Annotated in this window: 22 protein-coding genes; 1 reads left to right on the top strand and 21 read right to left on the bottom strand. The window is 48.1% G+C overall.

Going from position 1 to position 24900, the window contains the following annotated elements; all coding sequences use genetic code 11:
• Window positions 1-538: 538 nt before the first annotated feature.
• From AC58VC_RS32805 to AC58VC_RS32725, 17 genes are all read right to left on the bottom strand, one after another.
• Window positions 539-1744, bottom strand: coding sequence for an anhydro-N-acetylmuramic acid kinase (locus AC58VC_RS32805; RefSeq protein ID WP_497375301.1), 1206 nt, complete (start codon window positions 1742-1744; stop codon window positions 539-541).
• On the bottom strand, window positions 1744-3381 hold the full coding sequence (gene nagZ, locus AC58VC_RS32800) for a beta-N-acetylhexosaminidase (protein ID WP_497375265.1): 1638 nt from the start codon (window positions 3379-3381) through the stop codon (window positions 1744-1746). The genes AC58VC_RS32805 and nagZ overlap by 1 nt, the downstream gene beginning before the upstream one ends.
• A gap of 118 nt (window positions 3382-3499) precedes the next feature.
• Window positions 3500-4441 carry an N-acetylglucosamine kinase gene (locus AC58VC_RS32795; protein ID WP_497375263.1) on the bottom strand — a complete coding sequence of 314 codons (942 nt, stop codon included), beginning with the start codon at window positions 4439-4441 and terminating at the stop codon, window positions 3500-3502.
• A gap of 5 nt (window positions 4442-4446) precedes the next feature.
• Window positions 4447-5589, bottom strand: a complete 1143-nt coding sequence (locus AC58VC_RS32790; protein ID WP_497375261.1) for an exo-beta-N-acetylmuramidase NamZ family protein — start codon at window positions 5587-5589, stop codon at window positions 4447-4449.
• Window positions 5590-5682: 93 nt separating this feature from the next.
• On the bottom strand, window positions 5683-6390 hold the full coding sequence (locus AC58VC_RS32785) for a PIG-L deacetylase family protein (RefSeq protein ID WP_497375259.1): 708 nt from the start codon (window positions 6388-6390) through the stop codon (window positions 5683-5685).
• Window positions 6391-7359, bottom strand: a complete 969-nt coding sequence (locus tag AC58VC_RS32780; protein WP_497375257.1) for a GNAT family N-acetyltransferase — start codon at window positions 7357-7359, stop codon at window positions 6391-6393.
• 34 nt (window positions 7360-7393) lie between these two features.
• Window positions 7394-8254 carry a carbohydrate ABC transporter permease gene (locus AC58VC_RS32775; protein WP_497375255.1) on the bottom strand — a complete coding sequence of 287 codons (861 nt, stop codon included), beginning with the start codon at window positions 8252-8254 and terminating at the stop codon, window positions 7394-7396.
• Between the two features lie 19 nt (window positions 8255-8273).
• A complete protein-coding gene (locus AC58VC_RS32770; protein ID WP_497375253.1) occupies window positions 8274-9179 on the bottom strand; it encodes a carbohydrate ABC transporter permease in 906 nt (301 codons plus the stop codon).
• A gap of 101 nt (window positions 9180-9280) precedes the next feature.
• Window positions 9281-10720, bottom strand: a complete 1440-nt coding sequence (locus tag AC58VC_RS32765; RefSeq protein ID WP_497375251.1) for an ABC transporter substrate-binding protein — start codon at window positions 10718-10720, stop codon at window positions 9281-9283.
• A gap of 31 nt (window positions 10721-10751) precedes the next feature.
• Window positions 10752-11666 (bottom strand): N-acetylmuramic acid 6-phosphate etherase, encoded by a 915-nt coding sequence (gene murQ, locus AC58VC_RS32760; protein WP_497375249.1) that lies wholly within the window; start codon window positions 11664-11666, stop codon window positions 10752-10754.
• A 178-nt stretch (window positions 11667-11844) separates the two neighbouring features.
• On the bottom strand, window positions 11845-12711 hold the full coding sequence (locus tag AC58VC_RS32755; protein WP_497375247.1) for a MurR/RpiR family transcriptional regulator: 867 nt from the start codon (window positions 12709-12711) through the stop codon (window positions 11845-11847).
• 491 nt (window positions 12712-13202) lie between these two features.
• On the bottom strand, window positions 13203-14102 hold the full coding sequence (gene rarD / locus AC58VC_RS32750) for an EamA family transporter RarD (protein WP_497375245.1): 900 nt from the start codon (window positions 14100-14102) through the stop codon (window positions 13203-13205).
• 192 nt (window positions 14103-14294) lie between these two features.
• Window positions 14295-15137, bottom strand: a complete 843-nt coding sequence (locus AC58VC_RS32745) for a carbohydrate ABC transporter permease (RefSeq protein WP_497375299.1) — start codon at window positions 15135-15137, stop codon at window positions 14295-14297.
• 58 nt (window positions 15138-15195) lie between these two features.
• A complete protein-coding gene (locus AC58VC_RS32740) occupies window positions 15196-16077 on the bottom strand; it encodes a carbohydrate ABC transporter permease (RefSeq protein WP_497375243.1) in 882 nt (293 codons plus the stop codon).
• An 83-nt stretch (window positions 16078-16160) separates the two neighbouring features.
• Window positions 16161-17519 carry an extracellular solute-binding protein gene (locus AC58VC_RS32735; protein WP_497375241.1) on the bottom strand — a complete coding sequence of 453 codons (1359 nt, stop codon included), beginning with the start codon at window positions 17517-17519 and terminating at the stop codon, window positions 16161-16163.
• Window positions 17520-17613: 94 nt separating this feature from the next.
• Window positions 17614-18423 carry a response regulator gene (locus AC58VC_RS32730; RefSeq protein ID WP_497375239.1) on the bottom strand — a complete coding sequence of 270 codons (810 nt, stop codon included), beginning with the start codon at window positions 18421-18423 and terminating at the stop codon, window positions 17614-17616.
• Window positions 18383-20197 (bottom strand): sensor histidine kinase, encoded by a 1815-nt coding sequence (locus tag AC58VC_RS32725; protein WP_497375237.1) that lies wholly within the window; start codon window positions 20195-20197, stop codon window positions 18383-18385. The genes AC58VC_RS32730 and AC58VC_RS32725 overlap by 41 nt, the downstream gene beginning before the upstream one ends.
• Before the next feature lie 680 nt (window positions 20198-20877).
• Here AC58VC_RS32725 and AC58VC_RS32720 point away from each other — a divergent pair.
• Window positions 20878-21246, top strand: coding sequence for a hypothetical protein (locus tag AC58VC_RS32720; RefSeq protein ID WP_497375235.1), 369 nt, complete (start codon window positions 20878-20880; stop codon window positions 21244-21246).
• Between the two features lie 218 nt (window positions 21247-21464).
• On the opposite strand, the gene AC58VC_RS32715 is transcribed toward AC58VC_RS32720, so the two are convergent.
• The 4 genes from AC58VC_RS32715 to AC58VC_RS32700 form a co-directional block, all read right to left on the bottom strand.
• Complete coding sequence (locus tag AC58VC_RS32715; protein ID WP_497375233.1) at window positions 21465-22553, bottom strand: nitric oxide synthase oxygenase; 1089 nt, start codon at window positions 22551-22553, stop codon at window positions 21465-21467.
• 67 nt (window positions 22554-22620) lie between these two features.
• Window positions 22621-22950, bottom strand: a complete 330-nt coding sequence (locus AC58VC_RS32710) for a hypothetical protein (RefSeq protein ID WP_497375231.1) — start codon at window positions 22948-22950, stop codon at window positions 22621-22623.
• 16 nt (window positions 22951-22966) lie between these two features.
• On the bottom strand, window positions 22967-23665 hold the full coding sequence (locus AC58VC_RS32705; RefSeq protein ID WP_497375229.1) for a pirin family protein: 699 nt from the start codon (window positions 23663-23665) through the stop codon (window positions 22967-22969).
• A gap of 169 nt (window positions 23666-23834) precedes the next feature.
• The gene (locus tag AC58VC_RS32700; protein ID WP_497375227.1) at window positions 23835-24797 is read right to left on the bottom strand and encodes a glycoside hydrolase family 43 protein; all 963 of its coding nucleotides are present in this window, start codon (window positions 24795-24797) and stop codon (window positions 23835-23837) included.
• Between the last annotated feature and the right edge of the window lie 103 nt (window positions 24798-24900).

Raw genomic sequence — 24900 nt, 5'->3', positions numbered from 1 at the left:
TCTGCCACTCACAGCTCTTTCTCCACAATTCCCTGTCCGCCTCAGCACGACCATATCACGCACCACACACCAAGCTATGCACATTAACAACGGACACCATAGCCCTTATGTTGATAATCGAGCCAATATAAAGAGGCCTATCGGACCTGAGAGCCTTTATTTGCTTGATTATTAGCTGCTTTAAGCAATCTCAAGGTCAATAACGTCGTTCGTGTCCGTTAGATTCTATATTGAGCTTATTTCGCTCAATAAGAAGCATCTCAGTCCTTCAGGCTCAGACTGCTAGGTGAAAGTAGTCCTCCTCTGGGGATTAGATACGAACTGCAAAAAGTACAGCAATTTCGCGGATAAATACCCACAAACATAAAAAACCTGCATTTCCTACATCAAAACCCCGACTATCAGCCGAAAACAGCGTGAAGTCGCGATATTTGATGTACGTTTTGCAGATTTTTATCCGTTAACAGGAAATCGATTCAGATTCACTGTACGTTTTACATCTTCTCTATTTTATCAGCTACCTATAAATACACTCGCCCTAAGGCAAAGCCAACTTGCCCATAACAGTCAGTCGCTCCGCACCTGTCGCCGAAGGCAAATTGTTCGGCACGCCGTGAATACAATCGTTACCCAACAGGGCGAACAGGATTGCTTCTTTGGCATCACCGGAAATACCCAGCTCATCGGAGATAAGAATCACTTGCTCAGGGAGCAGCTCCTGCATCATGCTGAGCAGTGTATGATTGCGCGCACCGCCGCCGCTCACGATAACTTCCGCTATGACACAGTGCGGGAAAATAAACTCCTTATAAGCGCGAGCAATGGAATGCGCCGTGAACGCCGTCGCTGTAGCGACGATATCTTCGTGAGCAAGGCCGCGCTCCAGTGCGCTTTTGAGCCAGGAAGCCGTGTACGCCTTGCCGAACAGCTCGCGGCCCGTCGTTTTCGGAGGAAGCTGCGCAAAATAAGGATGCGCCAGCATCTCCTCTAGCAGCTCGGCGTGGACTTGACCGCGAGCCGCCCATGCGCCATCAGCATCATAGGTAAGCCGGCCTTCGGACAACTCATACACCACTTGATCCATGATCATGTTACCCGGACCTGTATCGAAAGCAATGAGCTCGCTGGCACCCGACATCGTTGCATCTGTTCCCTGAGCTGGAATCGCCGTACAATTGCCGATGCCGCCGATATTTTGAAGGATGCGCCCTTTGGCCGTATCGCGGAACATAATGAAATCCCCATAAGGTGCAAGGGGAGCACCTTGCCCCCCTACCGCCATATCGGCGGTGCGGAAATCGCCGACAACCACCCTGCCGGTCCGTTTGGCGATTACTGACAAATCGCCGATCTGCAGCGTTGATTTCGGCAGATAAGGATCCGCTTCATCCGCCACCGGAATGTGCCACACGGTTTGTCCATGGGTGGAGATGAGATCGATCTCCTCCATCTTCATTCCCGCAGCTGCAGCTGTACTCACCACTGCGTCAGCAAATCGCTCAGCAATGGCGAAGTTCATGCCGCACAAAAGAACCACATTCGAGTGATCGATGGAACATAGCTGCTTCAGCTTTTCGCGAACTTCCTCCTCATAGGAGAAGCTTTCAAAGTGAAGTAGTTTGACTTTGGCATCGATCCCGCAGCCATCAATACGGACGATGGCTACATCAATGCCGTCCAAGGAGGTACCTGACATAATGCCTGCTACGGTCAGGGATTCTTGATTCAGAAGGGTACGGAGCATCACAGTCCGCCCTCCCACTTCCAACCTGCAGGATATCCAGAGCCTAGAGTGACAGGCAGACGGCCTTTCATCTGCAGCTCGCCTAGCAAACCTTTGGCTGTGCTTTGCAGCGCCAGCGGACGGCTTTCATAAGCAGCGATGAAGGTGGAAACCTCCGGCAGCTCCAGCAAATCATAAGGCACGCGCAGCGCGACGACGACCACTGGCTTGCCGAGTGCGTGCAGGGCGCGCACCAGCTCGACCTGCGCCGGATGGAATCGGGCGTTGTACGTCCCGATAACGATCTGCTCCGCTTCTTCAGCTGCTGCAAGCACCGATTGCGTCAACCCACTGACCTCTGTGAGCGGCAGCACGCGGTCGATCACGTCAAGGCCGCGCTCCGCAAGCGCTGCGCCCAGACTTGCCGGTCCGGCGTACGCTTCGTCGACGCCGGACGATACCGCTGCGGCCACGGTGACCGCTAGCGTTCTTACACGCTTCAGCGGCAGCAGCCCCTGCTCGTCTTTGACGAGCGTAATGCTGGCTTCGCTGAGACGCCCCGCGACCGCGCAATGCTCCGCTGTCCCTACTTCAGCCGCAGTGCCCGACTGCGGCACCAGCAACCCGCGGCGCTCCTTGAGCGCGAGCAGTCTTTCCACGGACGCGTCGATGCGCGATTCACTTAGACGCCCTTCCTTAACGGCCTGCTCGATCGCATCAATAGCGCCGATCTGGCGGTCAAGCCTGTGGCTGATCAGCACAAGATCAGCCCCTGCTTCGATAGCCATTACACTTGCGGCTACCGTGCCGTAATGTTCTGCAATGGCATTCATCTCCATGCAGTCCGTCATGATGACGCCCTCGTAGCCCAGCTCTTCGCGCAGCAGTCCAGTTAACACGGACTTGGAAAGCGTCGCAGGCAGCTTCTCAGACTCAAAAGCCGGGAAATAAATATGCGATGACATAATCGCATCAACGCCGCCCTCAATAGCCCGGACGAACGGCACCAGTTCCAAAGAGCGAATCCGTTCTTGGCCATGAACAATCGTCGGTAAATCCAGATGAGAGTCGACACTCGTATCGCCATGTCCCGGGAAATGTTTGGCCGTCGCAACGACATTGGCGTCCTGGAAACCTTGCACAGAACGCTGCCCGAATTCAGCGACAAGCTCAGCTGACTCGCCAAATGACCGCACACCAATGACCGGATTATCCGGATTGTTATTCACGTCGAGCACAGGAGCAAAGTTTAAATTAATCCCAAGCGCTCTCAGCTCTTTCCCTGAGATCAACGCGGCTTCATACGCGGCGTTACCTCCGTCTCTTAAACCAACACCTGTCCCAATCGCTCCTGCCGCAAGCGCCATTTGCCCAGGCATCAACGCGACGCCTTCGGTAATACGGGCAACCATCCCGCCCTCTTGGTCGATGGAAACCCAAAGCGGCAACGTGCCCGACTGCTCTGCGATTTGCTGCAACTGCTCGGATAGCTCAGCTACCTGTCCAGTTTGTTCTACGTTACGCGCAAAATAAATAACACCGCCAATATGGTGCTCAGCAATCAGCGCTTTGAGCTGATCTGTCGCTTCAGTGCCTTCAAATCCGCAAAGAAGCATCTGCCCAATTTTCTCTCTTAGCGTCATGTCCTGAACTTTCATCATTCTCTATCCCTCTCCCTCATCGACAAAACTTCTATCCGCAAAATAAACTCTTTATGTCTTGGTCTTGACTCGCTCTTGCTCTCGCTCTTTCTCTTGCTCTTTCCTTAATCTACATCTATTTTCCCAAACGGTTCAGCGCCATCAGAACAGCGCCGCTAGCCGCATCCTTTTTAGCCGTAATACACGTCAAATCCGGATATCTTTCGCTCAATCTCTGCACAAAAGCGCTTCGCACATGGCTATTGTTCAGCAATACGCTTCCGACCATCGCAAGGCTCCCCTGCTGCATGGACAACTTTTCCACGACAGGAACAGCCGTCTCGAACAGCGATGCAGCACTTTTCGCCGCAATAGCAAGCGCTGTTTCGTCTCCTAGCTCACAAGCCTTAGACAGGATCGGCGCCAAGGCTGCGATATCCTTTTTGTTCGTCTCTTTGTTGTAGACAAATCCAACGATCTGCTGAACCGTCTTCAGTTGAAGCTTCTCATAGACCATATCAGTAATGACGGTCTCCCCAATTCTTCCATCCTGCGACTGAACGAGAGCAGACAACAGGTCACGACCGATGCTGTAGCCGCTGCCCTCATCATCAATAAGGTGTCCGAGACCGCCGGCACGGTGAATCTTTCCGTCCTCATTTTTGCCATAACAAATAGATCCTGTTCCTGCAATCATGATAATGCCGTATTCCCGATCATGCGCGCCGCAAAGTGCCGTCTCCTGATCGCCAGTGATGTATACTTTGCCTTGATAGCCGCATTCTCGGACATTCGCTTCCAAGCGGGTAGTAACGGTCGGATTGCTAACACCAGCTGCACCAATCACGATTTGCTCACAGTGCTCTAATCCCCCGCATGCCTCGCTGATCCCTTGAAAAATGTCCTGAAAGCTCCGCTGGATACTATCCGCATCTTGCCCATTATAGTTAATAGCGCCAGATGTAAAAGTATGCACCACATGACCGCTCTCATCAGCTACCATCACAGCTGTTTTGGTACCTCCGCCATCTAGCCCCGCTACGTATCTTGTCATTGGGTTACTTTTCACTTCTTCCATTTATTCTATTTGTACAAATGATACTGCTGTTTCATCTGAGCAAAGGTTTGGCTCTCTTCACGAAATTGCTGAAGCAGATCTGGCACATTCACGTCGTCTTGACGATACACATTGTCCCCGCACAACAAATCCATGAAAGGTCTGGAGCCTTCTCGGAAAGGAGGCAGAAATTCAAATTGCTCATAATTGTTCTTAATCGTGTAGAGCAGGGTAATCCCTGTTTCCAGAGGCTCGATAGCACGAGTGTCCAGAACATGAACTTGAACGCCGCTGCAGGACTCTCCCTGATGCTTCGAAAAGCTCGGTTTAAAATAGACGGGACGGAAAACAACGCCCGGCAGTTTCTTCGCATTCATTTCATCCGCCAGCTTCTGCCCATCAAGGAACGGAGCCCCTATGGCTTCAAAAGGAACCGTCGTTCCGCGTCCTTCCGACAAGTTCGTGCCTTCAAAAATGCACGTTCCGGGATACAGCAAAGCTGATCTAAAACGCGGAAGTCCCAGGGATGGCATAATCCACTCTTGCCCGGTCTCCGGGAGAAGCATGTTTCGATTCCAACCTTCACAGCGAACCACGTGCAGCTCACACTGCCAGTTCATCTGATCATTGGCCATCATCGCAAGTTCTCCTACCGTCATTCCATAGCGTACAGCAAGCGGATAATTACCCACAAAAGATTGATATTCCGGTTTTAAAATGTTACCTTCCACGGTCACCCCGTCCAGAGGGTTAATCCGGTCCAGAATAACAAAAGGTTTACCTGCTTTCGCGCAATCTTCCAAAGCATATAACATCGTATAAATAAACGTATAATAGCGTGTTCCTACATCTTGAATATCATAGACAACCATATCGACTTCATCCAGCATTTCCTGGCTCAGACGTTTGGAATCTTTGCGATACAAGCTGTGTACCGGCACTTGTGTAATCGGGTCCAAGTACGTTTCTACCAGTGCGCCAGCGGCTTGATCTCCCCGCACCCCATGTTCGGGAGAGAATAAGGCGGTGAGGTTGAAATTCTCATGCAAAATTTGAATTGTAGAAACAAAATCCTTGTTCAATCCCGTTGGCGCCGTAATCAGCCCAAGCCGTTTCCCTTTGAATAGATGAGCATACTGCATGATACAATCAATTCCATTAAGAATCATAGCTTTCCCCTCGCTCGCTTCTTTTTATTGAACAAAACCTCTACCTAAGCCATATTCGTGATAAGCGGCTGCGTGTAGAGGTCGGATGATTTTCTATAATTCAGTTTTGAGCACACGCATATTTTCTTCTGGAATCATGAACGTTTGTGCATATTCTTTTCTGGCTTCAAGCCCGCGGACTCTCATCAAATGCTTGTAGTATTCCAAGTATTTGAACGACTTGCTGCCCGTTACGAACCAATGCGTGGAAACGGCTTTGACCCATAGGTCGAATGAATCCTGATCGTAATCGACATAGACATACGGACGGTAGTCAACAGCGTCTTCCCAGTTCTCGGCATAATACAATCTCTGTGCAAAATGGGCAGGAAGCTCCCGCTCGAATGTCGGCAAGGCAGCAAAATAACGGGCATCATTCACGATGCGGTGCGTGGTCATATGATCCTTGTGCATGCTGTTTTTCCAATGGGTGATGATCACGTTAGGTCGCACTTGTCGAATGACATCGCATACACGGAAGCGCATCTCTTGGTTATCCTGCAGTTCGCCGTCAGGAATATCGTCAAAGACGAAAGCTTCCCCGCCTAGCATCTCAGCAAACATTTTCGCCTCATTTACTTTCTGCACGCGATACTCAGCCATATCTTGTCCTGCCGGAACACCGCGTTCGCCTGCTGTCAGCGCCAGAGTCGCAATGCGGTCCCCTTTCAAGAAGTGACTCGCCAATACGCCTCCAGCCGTTAATTCGGCATCACCCACATGGCCGCCGATCGCTAATATCGTTAACTTTTGCTCGCTCATTCACACAAACTCCCTTCTCATCACAGAAAATTGTTTGACGGTAGTAAAACCTGCCTTCTCATAAATGCGAATGGCCGGATTCGTACTGCCTGTGTAGAGTGACATGTAGGCAGTCCCGATTGAACGGAAAGCCTCGCACAGCTTAAAGAAAAGTAGGCTGCCCAGCCCATGACCCTCATGCTCAGGAAGCACGCCAATGCCTGCAAAGTAGCCACGCCCGTTGTCCTGACGAATGACCGGGCCTGCAAATCCGATGACTTTACCTTTATATGCAGCAATGACCACTGGCACACCATCTGCCGTGCACTGCCCGATTTCCCTTTGCCACAAAAGATTATTAAAGCCATTAAGCATTTCATTAACGCCGTTATGCTTTTCCTTATCGAACAATTCCACCGTATATCCTTCAGCTGCCGCCTTATGCTCCTTGGCTCTAACATCCTCCGGTATGGCGAAACCATCCAACTTCAAATACATTGCGCACTCTTTCGCACGCTCCACATACCCTGCTTGCAGCAAAAACGCATACAATTTACTTTCGATCGGCACACCGGGCGCATTGTTATGCTCATGCTTCGGAGTCCCAGGTATATACCATGGCAATAACATCGGATTAAAAAATAAGACCTCGCCTTGCTTTTTCCCCAATTGCTGAAAACGATGCTCCAGAGCGTCTAGCATGCCTTGATAGTTGTGATCCGTTTTGTAGCGTTCGGCCAAAACGATGCAGGTGATGTATCCAGCCACTTCCCCAAGCGGCAGATCATCCCCTGTACAGCCACAGGCGAAGCCTTTGACCTCATTTTGATCCAGCAGCACATAAGTATTTTCACTATCAAAATAAGGATTGGCCGTGAAAATACGCTCAAAGGTTTCTTCCGTCAGTTCCTTATAGCCATCTTTCACGGCTTCTTCATTCCATAAATCAATAACGGCCTGACGATATTGTTGATCCCAAGACACAATCATGCTGAAGTGATACCTCCCCCACGCCCATCTTGTATTAGCCTTTTACCGCTCCAACTGTTACACCTTCTAGGAAGTACTTTTGCAAGCTGAAGAAAAGAATAAACATCGGTAGTGCAGAGATCGTAGCACCTGCCATCATCGGCGCGATAAACGTCGTATTGGCGAAGCGGAAGTTTTTGAGACCTAATTGAATCGTCTGCATATCCATCGTGTTGGTGACCAATAGCGGCCAGAAGAACGTATTCCAGCTATCCATGAACGTTAGAATCGCCATAACGGCAAGGACGGTTTTGGACAAAGGAAGTATGATTCTCCAATAGATCGTGAACTGGCTGCACCCTTCGATTTTGGCACTTTCCATAATCTCGGTCGGGATGCTGCTCATAAACTGTTTAGCAAGAAAAATATTATACACAGTAACAATACCCGGCATAATTAACGCGCTGTACGTATTTTGCAAATTGAACACATTAACAACAAGAATATACAAAGGAACTTGCGTAACTTGGTACGGAATCATCATAGAGACAAGCAAGACGGCAAACAGTACGCCTCTCCCTTTAAAACGAAGTTTAGCGAATGCATATCCTGCCATACTGGCGAAAATAACATTCGATACCATCACGGTTGTAGCTACGATCAGGGAATTCAGAATCCACCGATACGAATACTCGCTATAATCAAAGAAATATTTAAAGGAAGCGAATGTGAACTTGCTTGGCAAAATGGAGTAGCTCACTGCCCCTGCCTCAACCGGATCTGCAAAGGATGAAATGACCATGAAATAGATTGGAAATATCGTCGCCAAAGCAAAAAGTAGAAGGGCGATAAAAATGATTGAATTACGAAGGGTTTTTACTCTAGGTCTGCCTGCATGACTGCTGTATAAAGCCATTATTTATCCATCCCCTCTCTTAATAGTCGACATCTTTTCCGGCAAATTTGAACTGAAGAACCGAAATCCCTGCGATAATAACAGCCAGAATCAGCGATTGTGCTGCGGCTTTACCGAATTCAAAATAAGTGAAGGCATTATTGAAGATCAGTAGACCAACCATCGTAGTCGCATTGTTCGGGCCACCGCCCGTCATCAGGTACGCGTTCTGAAACACTTGGAATGAACCAATAACACCTGTAACCAGAAGGAATAACGTAGCTGGTTTCAAAGAAGGAACAACGATGTACCACAGCTTCTGGAAGAAATTCGCTCCATCCATTTCCGCTGCTTCGTAGAACGTTTCATCAATACCCAAAAGTCCTGCCAGGTAGATGATAATGCTTGTGCCGTGACTGGAAAGCCAAGACATCAGCACCAATGAGAACATGGCTGTTTTACTTGACCCCAACCAGTTCTGATTGCTGAATCCGAAGAAATGAATCAGTTGGTTGAGAATTCCGCCCTCAAGAGGATCGAAGATCCAAAGCCATACAACGGATAAAGCAACACCTGAAGCTACGACAGGCAAGTAATAAACACCTTTGAAAAAGCCCTGCGTTTTCTTCCTCAGCGGAAGAATCAAGATCGCGATCACCATCGATAAGATTAAGTTAACAGGCACGGTCAGAATCGTATAGACAACCGTGTTGCGCATTGCTTGCCAGAACAAAGGATCTTTTAATGAAGAAGCGTAGTTCGCGAATCCAATATAAGTGGAACCAAGAGGCTTGTATTCTTGGAGACTGATGATAAACGCACTTACAACCGGGTATGCGGTGAACATCGCAAAAACAACCAAAGCGACGGCAATAAATGCATATCCCCAGACACCTTCTCCTTTGATTCCTCTTCTTTTTATCGGTTTAGCGATATTCGTTGCCATTTTCTCTAACCCCCAAACCCCGTTTCAGAAAACCCGGATTAAAATAGTTCGGATAGCCGTGTAAGTTGCTTCCACGACTATCCGAAATTTACTGTTTATTATTAGTCTTTAACAATACCGTCTGCGCCAAATGCAGCAATTGCAGCAGCTTTAACAGCTTCGTACATGGCTTCTGGTGTAACTTCACCAGCAATTAGACCTTGGAACTTAGGAACGATAACTTCTGTTTCCAATTTAATCGCTTTAGCGCCTAGTTCACTTGGGATGTCGGAACGAGCTGGCGTTGCATTTTTAAGCATGTATTCAACAGCAGCGACGTTCTCTGGGCTTCTCTCAATCTTCATGTTTTCAGCCGCTTTTTTACCGCTTTGCGTGATGTGAGCGGAGAACAAATCATTGTTTGTTGTCGCCGCATTTTTACCGCTAGCTAGGAAGTAAGCCGCTTTAACGACATTTGCTTTGTGTTCAGGAGTCGGTTCCTTTTTACCGCGGAACGTCATGTAACCGTCAACTACAGCTGCGGATGATTGTTTAGCACCTTGGAAAGTCGGAGCCGGCAATACGACATAATCAACAGGGATGGAGTCTTTTACTGCACTTGCATCACTTGCTTTTAGTTTTGCATTGTTTGTTTTTGCAGAGTTCTCAAACACAGCAAGACCTTTACCCGTGATCATCGTTTGGCCTGTCAAGAACATGTTCCAGCGTTTACCAGCGTCTACGGAGCTAAGCTCTTTCGGCATGGAGCCGTCATCAATCAGTTGACGAAGATCTTTAAGTAGACCCAAGTAATTTTTGCTAGTGTATGCATATTTCAAATCTTTATCAAACGCGCTTGGCATACCGGCATTTTTCGCCATAATACCCAAGTAATCTACCGCGGCAACGCCTTTCACTGCAAATACAAAACCGTAACGCGTTTTGCCGTTTTCAGTTACTACGCCTTTTTTGATCGCTTGACGGAATTCGTCATACGTCCAGCCGTTTGTCTGTACTTTTTTCCAATCGATGCCTGCTTTTTCTAAAAACTCTTTATTTCCGCCCAATGCGTGTACTTCCATGTACGCCGGGAAGCCGTAAAGACCTTTACCATTTTTCATGTAATCAAGTGGAGCTTTGTCGTAATCACTAATCATTTCAGGAGTTGCTGTATCCGTGATGTCCATGAGCAAACCTTGCTGCACGTATTTCGGGATACCGTCAGAGCCTCCGAATGCAATATCCGGCGGGCTGCCCGCATTCACTTGTGTGTCCAATTTCTGCTTCATATCTTCCCAGCTAGCTGGTTCGATTTTCAATGTAAGATTTGGGTATAGAGCATTAAAATCTTTGGTCATTTGTTCGAAAGTTTTTTGGTAGTTCGGTGAAACCGGCGGCAAAAGTGCCGTAATGGTATCTTTAGCTGTTGAAGCGCCAGCACTTGCAGCTGGAGCTGATGCAGCCGGTGAACTCGACTCTTTCGTACCTGAAGCGCCACCACAAGCGGTTAAAGCCATTGTCAAAGCTACAACGGATGCTAATACGGGCATTTTTCTTTTCATGAAAAACAGACCTCCTAATAATTTCAGTTATTTACACAACTTGAACAAAGGTACGTATGGCTCTTTTCAAACTGCCTTCACTTTGCTGCAGCGCTTGTTCAGCATCCGCGGCATTCATGCCTGTTTTGATCATCATAATGGCTAGTTTACAGTTCATGGAAGCAGCTTCCAAATGAGCCATCGCAGTCGCCTCGTCAACGCCTGATGCCGCTCGAATAATACGTACGGAACGATCACGCAACTTGATGTTACTTGCTTTCATGTCAACCATTAGGTTGTTATAAGTCTTCCCTAATTTGACCATCGTACAAGTCGTAAGCATATTTAGGACCAGCTTCTGTGCTGTTCCCGCTTTCAAACGGGTGGATCCCATAATCACTTCCGGCCCTACGACTGGTGCGATGCATACGTCACAGACAGGTGCTAATTTCGAGTTCTTGTTATTTACTACGCCGATTGTCGAAGCCCCAATTTCCTGCGCTTTTCTCAAAGCAGCAATGACGAATTGTGCGCTTCCGCTAGCCGTAATACCAATAACCGCATCCTTGTCAGTCACTCCACAACGCTCAATAAGTGCGACCCCCTCCTCTGCGTTATCCTCAAATCCTTCAACCGCAAATCTTAGGGCCACATCCCCACCAGCGATATGACCTTGCACCAGCATGGCATCTACACCAAAAGTAGGAGGACATTCAGAAGCGTCGAGCACACCGAGTCTGCCAGAAGATCCGGCCCCTACGTAGAACATTCTGCCACCATTTTTCAGCACATGATGCAAAATGTCAACCGCTTTCATAATCTGCGGAATCTCCGCTTCTACGGCTGCTGGAACTGTCGCATCCTGTTCATTCATCAAACGTAACATTTGTTCTGTTGTACATTCGTCGATATTCAGTGTTTTCTCATTGATCTCTTCCGTAGTCAACCCCGACAGATACTCATCCATTGTCTCATCCTCCTATCCTGTTTCTTTAAGTTTCTAAATTCATACTAGCGAAAAATTTCATCATGGTCAATAGTTTTTGAAATTTTATTTTATTATACAATAAAAAATTGAATTTTTATTTTGGAACACAACAAAAAAAGACAACGGCTTTATCATGCTTAGCCGTTGTCTTTCTTATTCATTTGCGGTGCTTGCTGATGGCAATAATATCATGTGTTTTTGACAAATATTTCTTTACTTTCTTGTACTCTGCGCTGGCTACTCCAGCAAAAAGGATATCTATTACCGTTAGCATCGCAATGCGTGACCCCATCGCTCCACTGCGAATTGTAACCTCAGGCGTAGATATGCTCAGCACGATGTCCGCCTTTTCAGCTAACTCGCTTTTGTTATATTTCGTAATCGCGATGACGCAAGCCCCGTTCTTTTTGACAATGTCCAGCGATTCTATAATTTCAATGGTGCTGCCAGAGTTTGAAATAAAGATGGCTACATCTGATTTATCAAGAAGTGTTGCGGCCGTGAGCTGGCTGTGTCCGTCTGTATAGGAATGACACATCTTGTTAATCCGCGAAAACTTCTGCTCCGCATCGATACCGACCAATCCGGATGCACCAATTCCGAAGAAAACAATGCGGCTGCTATCGCGCAGCACTTTAACCGCACGGGCGATTTCATTTTTATCAATCACACTTAATGTATCTTCAATCGATTTACTATTGTTACGGGAAATATTAGAGATAATAATCGAAAGATCATCCCCAGGCTGAATATCGGTATACTGATCCTTCTGCTCATCATCCATAGAGCCAATTGAAGCAGAGATGCTGACGATGAAATTACGGTAACCTTTGTAGCCCATCGTTTTGCAGAACCGCAGCACCGATGCGTCGCTAGTTTTCGTCAATTGAGCAAGACTTTTAATCGATAAATGAGGAATCTCTTCTAAATTCTCTAAGATGTACTCCGCTACCAGCTTCTCTACAGGCGTAAGACTTTCTTTCATATCCCGAATTTTGATCAAAATGTTATCGTTAATTGCCATCGCTTTTCCCTACTCGCCATATATTATCGGAGCTAAAATTACTAATATCATACGAATATTTTTTTAAAAATACAAGATGATCTTCTCCTATCGTAACGGATTCCTAGTCGCCAAATCAAGAAATTTTATTTCAATTTTTAAATATTAAAATAAAATTAAATTCCAAAGAAGATTACAGCTCGGAGCAATAAAAAAAGGCTATCCGTCGTATAAGTCAATTATGACTTGTACGACGGATAACCCTTTATACTTCGCTGACTGACACGTGAGGCGGAACTGTGATCCGCTATTTTGCCGAAAAACGACATTTGGCAGGTTAGTGGGAACTATGATCCTCTATTCAGCCGACTTTGGTGAAAATACGCCAATCTGAGTGTGAATAGCGTCTTGTAGTTCCGTTTGGAACGTGCGTCGGGCTGAATCAGCTCAAAAAGCGCCCTGTAGTTCCTTTCCGGCGTCTTGGCTTTGGCCCGTGCCACTTTAAGCCCGGGTTAACCCGCCTCCGCAGCAGAAGCAGCAGCCGTCGTCCGAGCCACACGCATCGACGCCAAAGCGTAGACGATGAGAGCCGCCCAGATCAAGGAGAAGCTGATAAGCAGCACAGGCGAAAACTTCTCCTTAAATACGAATACGCTGAGCAGCAGCGTAATGGAGGGGCCGATGTATTGAATGAAGCCGAGCATCGATAACGGAAGCCGAGCCGCTGCTTTGGCGAACCACAGCAAAGGCAAAGCTGTTGCTGCGCCTGACAATAAAAGCATGACAAACGAAGCTGTCGGAAGCGACCAAGCCGCTTCATGATGAGTGAAATGCAAGTAAACGACATAAGCGACAGCGATAGGGAAAACGATCGCCGTTTCCCCAGCCAGTCCAATAGAAGCTTCGTAGGAAACCTTCTTTTTCACTAGGCTATAAACCCCGAACGAAGCCGCTAGCGACAAGGATACCCACGGGAATCTGCCATAGTCGATCGTAGCGACCAAAACGCCGGCCCCCGCCAAAGCGACAGCAAGCCACTGACTGCGGCTAGGTTTCTCACGCAAGAACAGGACGGCAAGCATAACATTAAACAGCGGTGTAATGTAATATCCGATACTCGTCTCTATGACATGTCCGTTGTTGACCGCCCAGATGAAGATCAGCCAGTTGGATGAAATTAAGATCGAGCTGGCCGCGACCACGAGCAATGTCTTGCGGTTTGTGAACATCTCTCGAAGCTGCTTCATTTTGCCGCGCCCTACGAATAGAAGCAGCGCCATAAATACAAATGACCAAATGACGCGGTGTGCTAAGATTTCTCCAGCAAGCAGCGACTCAAATGACCGCCAATAAACAGGCAGCAAGCCCCATGCGATATAGGCAATAATGGCGTACCAAAGCCCTTTTTTCATCGTCCAATCCTTCTTTCAATGTCTAGTTACAGTACCCTATGAATCCAGTCGATCCATCCGTAGGTCAATTTTGCATTGTCCTATTGTAACATAGTGTGTCACATCTGTCCGTACCTAGTTAAGTCCACTTTTTCACAAAAAAATAAACCCCCGCTAGACGAGAGTTCGAAAAGTGACTGTTCTATGATTTTATTACCCTTTTACAGAACCCGCAGCAATACCTTCCACGATACGATTGCTAAGCAGCAGGAAAGCCAGCAGTATCGGTAAAATACTGATCATCAACGTAGCGCCGATAGCTCCCCAGTCCGTCGTATATTGACCGATAAAATTTTGCACCCCGACCGTTAGCGTTTTGTATTTCTCGGAACTAATGAAGGTATTAACGAAAATAAACTCGTTCCAGTTGTAAATCATATTGATAATAACAGCCGTGGATAACACCGATACCGTCATCGGCAGCGTGATGCTGAAGAACATCCGATTCACCGAGCACCCGTCCATAACTGCCGCTTCTTCCACTTCACGAGGCAACGTGTAATAGAATCCGAGCATGATCATAATCGTAATCGGCAGATTGAAAGAGATGTACGACAGGATGATGGACAGCGGATGATTAGTCAAATGTGTTTTTGTGAAAAAACTGAACAGCGGGATCAACGTTGAGTGCACCGGGATCATCAATCCGACCATGAACAGACCCAGCACGAACGATTGCAGCTTCCACTTCATCCGCGTTAATGCGAACGTAACTAGGCTAGCCAACAATACGGTAACCGCCACAGAGACCACTGTCATCCAGACGCTGTTGAAAAAGTAATTATTGATATGGCCCTGCGTCCATACCTTCTCATAATTTTCCCAACGCAGTCTTTCCGGAAAGGCCATTGGCGCCAGGTTGAATATTTCTTCGTTATTTTTTAAAGAAAACAACATAAGCCACAACAAAGGAACGACCTGGATTACAGCGACGATGGTCAAAATAGCATACAGCACGCCATATCCAATCCGCTCCGGCAGCTTGCTCCGTATCATCTGAGGCTGCGCTTGACGCTCAATCGTTTCGATATTCACCCTAATCAAGCTCCTTTCGTTACGAATATTGGATATTATCTTTGGATGCTGTCGCCTTGCGAATCAACCATGTCACAACGAGACAGATGATCAATAGGAAAAAGCCAATAGCGCTGGCGTAGCCGAAATCGTAGCCTTTGAACGCTTTGCGGTACATGTATGAGGCCATAACTTCACTGGCACCATTGGGTCCGCCACCTGTCATAACATAGATCAGGTCAAAATATTTCAACGACCCGACAACCGCAAGGACTACGGTCACTTTCATGACTTCGGCGATCAAAGGAATGCGAATGGATAGCGCAATTCGCCATGGGCTGGCGCCGTCGATGCGCGCGGATTCAATCAGCGAGGTAGGCACATTTTTCAAAGCGGCATAGTAAATCAGAATATAGAATCCCGCGTACTGCCACAGGATTGGAATAAAAATGGCATAGAGAACAATCGATGGATTGGAGAGCCACTCAGGCGTATGTTCGACCCCCAGCGACGCGAGAATATGATTGAGCATTCCGTTCGTCGGGTGGAAAATTTTCAACCATAGTTGGGCAATTGCAACTGAGGACAGCAGCATCGGAATTAAATATACTTTGCGAAACAGATTCGCTCCGCGAAGGTTGGCCGATAGTACTAGCGCTACCAACAAGTAGACGAGTAGGCTCAGCGCCGAAAAGATCGCAAGTAGAAAAGAATGCTTGGCACTGCTCCAGAACAATTCATCACGCAGCAGCTCCATGTAATTTTGCAAGCCGATAAAGCTCATTTTACCGACGCCGTCCCATTTCATTAATCCGTAATAGCCCGTCATGACGATCGGCATGTAGATAAGGGCCACAACCAGAAGTAACGAGGGAATGACGTACAAGGCAATCATGGATTTATTGGACATGACTTTATCCATAGCTGACACTTCCCTTTCTTACCGATATAGGAAAAGGACATACCGCGGTGTCGGGATATGTCCTTCCCACTCGTTTAGTTTGGTTACTTACCTTCTTTGGCCAATGCTTCTTCATGCTTTTTCGCAAATTCTTCGGGCGAGACGGCCTTGCCGAACAACGCTTGAATCATATTCAGATGAACTTCAGCGGAAGCTGGTTTCATCTGTACGTCAGCGAACAATGTGATGTTGCTGGCTTTATTCAGCTCATTTAATAAGTCAATGTACATTTGCGGCAGCTTCACTTTGGAAGTATCAACTTTCGTCGCTGGGATAACACCCGCTTCGGAAATCGCGTGCTCGCCCCACTTCTGAACGAAGAAGCTGACGAATTTCTTGGATTCTTCTTTGACTTTCGAGTTGTTCGCAACGAACAAACCTACGCCCGGTCCGCCAACCCAGCTGTCCAAGTTCCCTTTGCCGCCATCGACGGTCGGGAATTTAAAGAAGCCGATTTGATCCTTGAAGACTTGTGGAACATCTTTGTTCGTTGTGTAATTCGGCAGCTCCCATGTTCCCATCATATACATAGCTGCTTTACTGTTCATGAATTCCGCTTTGCCCTCATCGTTAGAAAGCCCGTTGAAGCCTTTGTTGAACCCGTTCATATCAACCAGCTGCGTAATTTCGGAAGCGGCGCGAACCAAACCAGGATCGTTGAATGAACCGGAGCGGTCAATGGCTTTCTTCAAAGTTTCCGGTCCGCCAATACGATCGGCTAGGTACATGTACCACAGGGACCCGGTCCAGCGGTCCTTGTTACCAAGCGCGATTGGGGCAACCCCGTTGGTGCTTAGCGTTTTGACCACATTTTTGAATTCATCGTAGGTTTTCGGCACTTGCAGGTTATATTTCGCGAAAATCGCTTTATTGTAATACACGGGCACGATGTTCAGTTCCACGGGAAGCCCGTAGGTTTTACCGCCAAAAGCATAGGCGTTCGTCGTTCCGTTAACGAATTTATCCTTCAAATCTCCTTGCAGCAGATCGTCAAGTGGAGCGAACATGTCGCCTTTCACATAAGGATCCATGTAGCCTGCAGCCCATGTGAAGCCTACATCCGGCAAAGCGTTGGAAGTGGACAGGACCTTCATTTTATTTTTATATTGCTCATTCTCAAGCACTTCTTGTTCAATTGTCACATTGGGATTTGCTGTTTGATACTCTTTAATGATATCGTTTACAATTTTGTTTTGCGTTGCGGAGTTACCGGTCGGCCAGAGGTGCATCATTTTGATCGTTACTTTCTTAGCTGGTTGCGCGCTTTCTCCGCCTGCCTTGGCTGTTTCTTTGGCTGGCTGCGGTGTGCTGGCACTCTCCGTTGTAGAACTGGAGCACCCGGATAGTACCAAACCAAGACTAAGCATCGTCGTCATCGTCCATGTAAGCGTTTTTCTTGCCATGCGTTGTTTCCCCCTTAAACTATGTTTGCTACGAGTCTTATTGTAGCGCTTTCATTGAGACGACAGGGAGTAACGGCTATCGGGAAATATACCACTATTTTTGGGTTTCTAATTTCTCTTCGTTCTCGTTCGCCTGCTTGCGGTATTGATTCGGGCTGATCCCTTCATAGTCTTTGAACAGTTTGATGAAATATTTCGATGTCTGGTACCCAATCTGCTCGGAAATGTCCGCTATCGTCAGCCTAGTCTGCAAAAGAAGCTCCTTCGCTTTCTGAATCCGGCTCCTCGTGACATATTCACTGAAAGTGAAGCCTGTCTGTTCCTTAAAAAGAGCACTAAAATAGCTCGGGTTCAAATGGATATGCCCGGCCACCTCGCTCATACCTAGAGGTTCCTGGAGATGCTCCTCTACATAAAGCACAGCTTGCCTAACGGGAGGACTGTAGTTCATGGAGACGGTTTTGGCTTGCATGAGCCGGGAATCAACCATTTTCTCCATCGTTTCCACGCGCCCGCGCTCCTCTTCAATCTGCAGCGCCTGCTCAACGGCTTCAAGGAGCTTACTCTTTTTAATCGGCTTCAGCAAATAGTTAACGACGCCTAGCTGAATGGCTGTTTGAGCATATTGGAAATCCGGATGTCCCGAGATGACGATAACGACAGGTTTATGCCCTGTACTGCGCGAGTCCTCTACGACTTGCAGTCCGCTGATCTCCGGCATGCGAATATCGGTGATAAGCAGATGCACCGGGCGGGTGTTCAATACTTCCAGCGCTTCCGTTCCATTGCTGCTGCTTATGATGTGATAGCGGCCGATCGACCAGGCTTCGAGCGTTTTGCGGATGCCTTCCCTGGTCAGCGGCTCATCGTCGACGATCAGAATTGTTTTGCTCGGTGAAATCATCGTTATCCTCCTTATGAATCGGAATATCGAAGCTGACGCTTGTCCCCTGACGCGGAATACTGTGGATGGATAAGCCTCTGCTGCCCTCTGCCAAGGCTGGATAATACAATTGAATGCGGCGCTGGACATTGGAAATCGCCATGCCCTTTCCTTTGCCCGAAGGTGCGCCCCCGCGTTCCATCGCATCCTTGACGGCTTGGAGCGTCTGCTCGCTCATCCCCGGTCCATCATCGCTGACCGTGATGCGCAGCTCCGCAGCTTCCAGTGGCGAAGGCTCTACACGGATTGTGATGAGACCAGGATCTGTTTTTCCTTCCAAGCCATGCAGGATCGCATTTTCCACCAAAGGCTGAATCAGCAGTTTGGGAATGAGGACATGATTGTACGCATCATCGATGTTAATTTCCCAAACCAGACGGGAACCGAACCTCACACTCATAATGCTCAAATACCGCTTAATGTGCTCCAATTCTTCTCCCATCGACACCCATTCATCCTTATTGGGACTGCCAATCACGTAGCGGAACAAGTCCGACATCGCGACAACGAGATCCGCCAGCTCCTCCTCATCTTTATCCTGCAAAGACCAGTACAGAGCTTCCAGCGTATTATATAAAAAATGTGGATCAATCTGCGCTTGAAGCGCTTGCAGTTCCGTTCGGCTTTGGATCACTTCTTTCTCATACACGAGTTTAATGAGTCCGTTGATGTTGTCCACCATCTGATTGTAGGTCACATTCAAATCGTTCAACTCTGTTGTATACGTTTTCGTAAGATTAGGCGTGAGCACGCCCTGCCTCGTATTTCTCATAGCTCGCATAAGCCTTAGAATTGGCCGCGTAATCATCATGGAGAGCAAGAACGAGAGAATAATGAACAACACCAGTCCAATCGCCCCGGATACGATAATCGCCCAACGCAGCACGGAGATCCCATCGGTAATATCGCTGACTGGATACAAAATCATAAGTGTCCATCCGGTTTGTTCCGATGGCTGCTTCACCAGAATGTAGCGTTTCTGTTTGATCGTTACCGTCTGAGAGGAGGTCTGCATTAACTCGCCTACACCATCCGTGACTTCACCAACGGGTACCTCACCATCCGGTATGATAGGTCTACCTGAGCTGTCTGCCAGCACCAGCAATTCCTGGTGGTTGCCTGTATCTGCTAACTGTTTCTGAAAATCAAAATAGCTGCTGTTGATACGGACAAGCAAATACCCGCCGTTCGAAAACCAACGGTCAATTAAATTGATCCGTCGAATCGCAAGAACCGTACCGGGTTCCTTCGGATCATTCCCGATCCAGACTAACTTTCCTTTTTCCTTGTCCGCCTGCTCGATCCAATAGTTGTCCACCCGATCGGACATCTTCTGATCATCCAGCGGGAACAAACGTACAAATCCAGTCGTGTACAGCTCCACGTTGCTTACACCGCTATACGCTTGTATGTGATTGGCGATTTTCAACAACGCCTGCCGCTCGCTAAAGGTCACCTCTTTGCCTAGCACATTTGAAAGAAATAGCTGCTGTAGATAGGCGTCATTGACGGCCTGCAGCGTTAGCATGTCAATTTGCGAAATGATCGCTTCGAGCCTGCCGTTCGCTTGCGAGGCGATTTGCTTCATCTGCGTTTCCGCTTTCGTGTTCAGGAGGGTGGATACCGAGTTGAACGTAATGGCGCCGGCGCAAATGAGCACGATGATCATTACAAAAACGAAGCCGGCCAGCATTTGATTACGCAGTGTGTTCCAATTAGCCACCTTCTGCCACAAGTGGGGTTCCCCTTTTCCATCTGGATTCGTGCACATGTTTCTTGCCAAATCATACTACAGACGTGTGAAAAAAGTATATACAAAACGGAGGGTGAAGGATGCAGGAGGTAGGTAGCGGTGAGGGTGGACAGTGACGGCTGAGCGACGGCGTTGAGTGAAAGCGAAGGGCGAGTGAAAAATTTAACGGACCCTACGGACGTTATTTCGGCTAAATTCATCCATTATCCAAACTAACGGACACCAGTGTCGTTATTCGTGGATAATTGGAGCAAAATGCACGTGAGCAATGTGAATAGCTGCTTTGGTGTCCGTTACAATTTGATTTCACCTCTTTTTCACTCAATAAGGGTCGCTCTGTCCGTAAGCGGCTGGTATGCATACTCGCTCGCTACTATCGCACCTCTCACACCAAACAAATTAATAAAAGCCGTAAAGGCAGCAAGCCTAACGGTACTGGATGTAATACGCTTCTAGGCTTACCTATATTGTACTTTGTACAACAATTTGGTCGCATATCAACTCGTTCCTCCTCTATATTGCACTTTGTACAACAATAATGGCTAAATCCAGCTTGTTTAATGCCATTTCATCCAAAATGATTGCACTTTGTACAAGGAAGCGCAGGATTGCAGGGTGTAATCCGTTCTTATGTTGTAAAAAGTGCAACGTAGATTTGGGAGGTGAGGCAGAATAGTTACTTGGTGCGGTGCGGGCAGTTGGCGCGGAGTGGTTACTTGGTGCGGTGCAGGCAGTTGGAGCAGATTAGTTACTTGAAGCAGTGCGGATATTTGGAGCAAATTAGTTACTTGGAGTACTGCGGGCATTTGGAGCAGATTAGTTACTTGGTGCGGCGCGGACATTTGGAGCAGATTAGTTACTTGGAGTACTACGGGCATTTGGAGCAGATTAGTTACTTGGTGCAGTGCAGGCAGTTGGAGCAGATTAGTTACTTGGAGTACTGCGGGCAGTTGGAGCAGATTAGTTACTTGGAGCAGTGCGGACATTTAGACCAGAATAGTTACTTGGTGCGGTGCGGGCATTTAGAGTAGATTAGTTACTTGAAGCAGTGCGGACATGGACCAGATTAGTTACTTGGAGCAGTGCGGCATTTGGACCAGAATAGTTACTTGGTGCGGTGCGGACATTTGGAGCAGATTAGTTACTAGGAGCAGTACGGGCAGCTAAAGTAGAATGGTTACTTGGCGCGAATCTCCCCCTCACCCAGCAACAAAAAAGCAGGCCGCCAAAGGCGCCTGCCATGTTCCCCCTACGCTTCATCCCGATACAAAAAGTTAGGCAGCTTCACTTCATTGCTATAATGCTGATGAAAAATATGCGTCGTCGCCGGAGAAAGCGGCGGGATCAGCCATGTCCAGTCGCCCGTGACCTCACGGCTGGCCTTCTCCTCTTTCTCCTCGAACCGCTTGAACTGCCTCGCTGCGGTATGATGATCAACAATGGCTACGCCTTGCTGCTGAAAAGAATGCAGCACAGCCACATTCAACTCCACAAGCGCCCGATCCTTCCAGAGGGAAGCATCGCGCCGAGTATCTAACCCCATCACAGCAGCTACACGCGGCAGCATGTTATATCGCGCTTCGTCAGCGAAGTTACGAGCTCCGATCTCTGTACCCATGTACCAACCGTTGAAAGGGGCCGCCGAGTAATGGATGCCCCCAATCTCAAGATACATGTTAGATACGATCGGCACCGCGTACCATTTGAGCTGCAAATCCGCCATTGCCGCGATATCCGGATGCGTGATAGCCACTTCTTTGACCAGTCCGCTCGGAATTTCATAGAACTTCGGCGTGTTATTCCCCATCTGAAGGACCAGCGGCAGGACATCGAAGGACGTCCCCGCCCCTTGCCATCCGAGAGATTGGCACATGGCCGTGATTTGCAAGGAAGCCGGATCGCCTACGATGCCGTCCTCCGTCTCATAGCCTGCATATCGAATCAGCTGTGCATTATGGATAAAAGCCCCCGGAGCTGCCCCCTGCTCAGGCGAAAATACCGTAATCATCGGGCGAATCTTCCCGTTATTCGTCGCCGTCTCAATATGCCGAAAGAGGGCTTTCGCCATCTCATCTTCCGTTTCTACATGACGAGCATCCTGCACGGTCAGCGACTCCCAGAACAATCGCCCAATACAGCGATTGCTGTTGCGCCAAGCCATTTTGGCCCCATGCTCCAGTTCTTGCAGCGTGTGCTCATAGGAACCCTTGTACCCGATGGAACGGGTAATCTCGGCAATGCGAGCTTCGGTTTCGCTCTCGCTTTTGCCTAATTCACGATAACATTCTCTAATAAAAGGAACGGCCTTGTCTAACAGTTGATCCTGCACTTCTTTCATAGGTGTAACTCCACTCCGATTCCTAGAAGCTCCCAGTGGCTTTCCTCCCGCCAGGGCTCCTTATCTCTTACAATTGTGCGCTAAATTGTTCAGGTACATAGGCTATTTGAGAGCCAGCGATAATGGTTAACTCGCCCTGCTCCTCTGAATAATGGACGGCGTCATCGCCAACATAGAACCATACTTTCCGTGTCGGTTGATTCTCAAACTCTTGAAAAATAAAAACATTAAGTTCATCTTTCCATTTTAAAAGCTCAGCAATACGCTCCCTATCAATCTTCACGTTGAAAACCCATTGGTCTTCTACCTGCTTATACGTATAATCAACAGGCTGCTTACCTGTATCGATAAATGCCCGACCGCCTACCGCATGCTTCACCAAAAATTGTTCCTTCATCTCCGCAGCCTCCTTGTTATGGCAGATCGATTAACATGAAATGGGCATCTTCCGCAGCACGAAGCGCAAGCGTTGATTCCGCCTCCATGCGCGCACTGTCCATGGTTTCCAACTGAACCTTATTGGCCTCTAACTTCCCGCTTATGACCATAAGAAAAATACGCCGATTCTCGCCCTGATTGAAGACCAGCTCTTTGCCCGCTTCCAGTTTGCTGAGATAGACGCTCATATCCTGGTAGATTCTAGCTTGGTGCTCGCCACCTTCAGGCGTTACAACCGGCAGCAAAGCATTCGTCATTGCCTCTGGTACATAGGTCACATTCTCGAAGGACGGCTCCATGCCCCGTTTCGCAGGCATAAACCAGAGTTGGAACAGGCTGAGCGGCTCTGAATCCGAAGCATTGTACTCGGCATGAATCACGCCGCTGCCCGCTGACATGCGCTGAACGCCACCTGCCGCCGTTACTGCCACATTCCCTAAACTATCCTCGTGCTTAATAGCTCCGCTGAGAACGACGCTGACAATTTCCATATCGCTGTGCGGATGCGGCCCAAAACCGCGACCTGCAGCAATTTCATCATAATTGCACACGCGCATAACCCCGAAACCCGTATTATTTTCATCAAAATAATCACCAAACGAAAAGCTCTTATACCCCTTGAGCCAGCCCAAATCCGAACTGTTTCGTGTATGCGCAGGAAATACTTGTATCACAGCAATCGCCTCCTTTATTAAGTACTCTAAGCTTATCATATTGTGATAATCGACTTCCATGTCGGAACGGTGGCGGAACGGTTGCAAAATAGAGGCGACGCTCCAAGGAAACAAAAAAAGGCCGTCCCCCGGCCTTTTCAGACCTTGCGGAACAGCCTTTGTCAGCTTATTAGTCACTAAGCACGGAACCTACAAAGTCCGGCGTGCCGTCCTCGTGCCACTTCAGCACGCGAACAAACGTATGACGATTGGGATCGTAAAGCGGATCGCCCTCAATCTCTTTATAATTCCTCGCGTGGAACACGAGAATATCCTGTGAACCATCCTCCGACACCGTGAAGCTGTTGTGTCCTGGCCCATAAAGAGCAATGTTCTCATCGGTTGAGAGAACCGGCGACTTTGATTTCGACCACGACTGCGGGTCCAACAAATCCGCGTCTTCATCTGCCGTTAACAGCCCCATGCAGTAATTATAGTCAGTCGCACTTGCGGAAAAAGAGAGGAAGATGCGTCCATTAGCCTTCAATACCGCCGCACCCTCATTAACCTTGAAGCCGATGATTTCCCAATCATACTGCGGCGTTGTTATCATGACCTGCTTACCTTGGAGCGTCCACGGACTGCTCATTTCCGAGATGTAAAGGTTCGAATTCCCGACAATTTCAGGGTCTTTCTGTGCCCAGACCAAATACCGGATGCCACGATGCTCGAAGGAGGTAGCGTCTAGCGCAAAACTCTCCCACTCGGTGCGCAGCTGCCCCTTCTCCACCCACTCCCCTTCCAGAGGATTTGCCGCATCATTTTCAAGAACAAACATTCGGTGGTCAAAGAGGCCCTCATTCGTTTCTGTCGTTCTAGCCGCAGCAAAATAGATATACCATTTATCCGCTACATAATGGATCTCCGGCGCCCAAATATTGGCACTCAGCGGGCCTTCGCTATATTTCCTCCAGGCTACGACTGGGTTCGCCTCACTCAAACCTTCAATCGTCGCAGAGCGACGCACTTCAATGCGATCATACTCAGGTACCGACGCTGTAAAATAATAAAATCCATCCGTATGCTTGTATATCCATGGATCAGCACGCTGCTCCAAAAGAGGTTTAATCACGTTGGTTTCCAAGTTTTTCATAGGTTAGTCTCCTTTAATACTCTCTCTGTTTGTCTGTTTATCTGTTGTCTGTTTATCTGTCTGTTTATCTGTCTGTTTATCTGTTTATCTGTCTGTCTGTCTG

This window comes from Paenibacillus sp. J22R67 (genome assembly GCF_059692175.1).
This window is presented reverse-complemented; position numbering and strand designations above follow the sequence as displayed.

What these genes read in the sequence shown, in the direction of transcription:
- AC58VC_RS32795 (WP_497375263.1), bottom strand. Translation starts at nt 4,441, where the DNA reads ATGGAAGAAGTGAAAAGTAACCCAATGACAAGATACGTAGCGGGGCTA.
- AC58VC_RS32700 (WP_497375227.1), bottom strand. Translation starts at nt 24,797, where the DNA reads ATGAAAAACTTGGAAACCAACGTGATTAAACCTCTTTTGGAGCAGCGT.
- AC58VC_RS32745 (WP_497375299.1), bottom strand. Translation starts at nt 15,137, where the DNA reads ATGATACGGAGCAAGCTGCCGGAGCGGATTGGATATGGCGTGCTGTAT.
- rarD (WP_497375245.1), bottom strand. Translation starts at nt 14,102, where the DNA reads ATGAAAAAAGGGCTTTGGTACGCCATTATTGCCTATATCGCATGGGGC.
- AC58VC_RS32785 (WP_497375259.1), bottom strand. Translation starts at nt 6,390, where the DNA reads ATGAGCGAGCAAAAGTTAACGATATTAGCGATCGGCGGCCATGTGGGT.
- AC58VC_RS32805 (WP_497375301.1), bottom strand. Translation starts at nt 1,744, where the DNA reads ATGCTCCGTACCCTTCTGAATCAAGAATCCCTGACCGTAGCAGGCATT.
- AC58VC_RS32715 (WP_497375233.1), bottom strand. Translation starts at nt 22,553, where the DNA reads ATGAAAGAAGTGCAGGATCAACTGTTAGACAAGGCCGTTCCTTTTATT.
- AC58VC_RS32755 (WP_497375247.1), bottom strand. Translation starts at nt 12,711, where the DNA reads ATGGCAATTAACGATAACATTTTGATCAAAATTCGGGATATGAAAGAA.
- AC58VC_RS32790 (WP_497375261.1), bottom strand. Translation starts at nt 5,589, where the DNA reads ATGATTCTTAATGGAATTGATTGTATCATGCAGTATGCTCATCTATTC.
- AC58VC_RS32735 (WP_497375241.1), bottom strand. Translation starts at nt 17,519, where the DNA reads ATGGCAAGAAAAACGCTTACATGGACGATGACGACGATGCTTAGTCTT.
- AC58VC_RS32765 (WP_497375251.1), bottom strand. Translation starts at nt 10,720, where the DNA reads ATGAAAAGAAAAATGCCCGTATTAGCATCCGTTGTAGCTTTGACAATG.
- AC58VC_RS32775 (WP_497375255.1), bottom strand. Translation starts at nt 8,254, where the DNA reads ATGGCTTTATACAGCAGTCATGCAGGCAGACCTAGAGTAAAAACCCTT.
- AC58VC_RS32740 (WP_497375243.1), bottom strand. Translation starts at nt 16,077, where the DNA reads ATGGATAAAGTCATGTCCAATAAATCCATGATTGCCTTGTACGTCATT.
- AC58VC_RS32770 (WP_497375253.1), bottom strand. Translation starts at nt 9,179, where the DNA reads ATGGCAACGAATATCGCTAAACCGATAAAAAGAAGAGGAATCAAAGGA.
- murQ (WP_497375249.1), bottom strand. Translation starts at nt 11,666, where the DNA reads ATGGATGAGTATCTGTCGGGGTTGACTACGGAAGAGATCAATGAGAAA.
- nagZ (WP_497375265.1), bottom strand. Translation starts at nt 3,381, where the DNA reads ATGAAAGTTCAGGACATGACGCTAAGAGAGAAAATTGGGCAGATGCTT.
- AC58VC_RS32780 (WP_497375257.1), bottom strand. Translation starts at nt 7,359, where the DNA reads ATGATTGTGTCTTGGGATCAACAATATCGTCAGGCCGTTATTGATTTA.
- AC58VC_RS32730 (WP_497375239.1), bottom strand. Translation starts at nt 18,423, where the DNA reads ATGATTTCACCGAGCAAAACAATTCTGATCGTCGACGATGAGCCGCTG.
- AC58VC_RS32710 (WP_497375231.1), bottom strand. Translation starts at nt 22,950, where the DNA reads ATGAAGGAACAATTTTTGGTGAAGCATGCGGTAGGCGGTCGGGCATTT.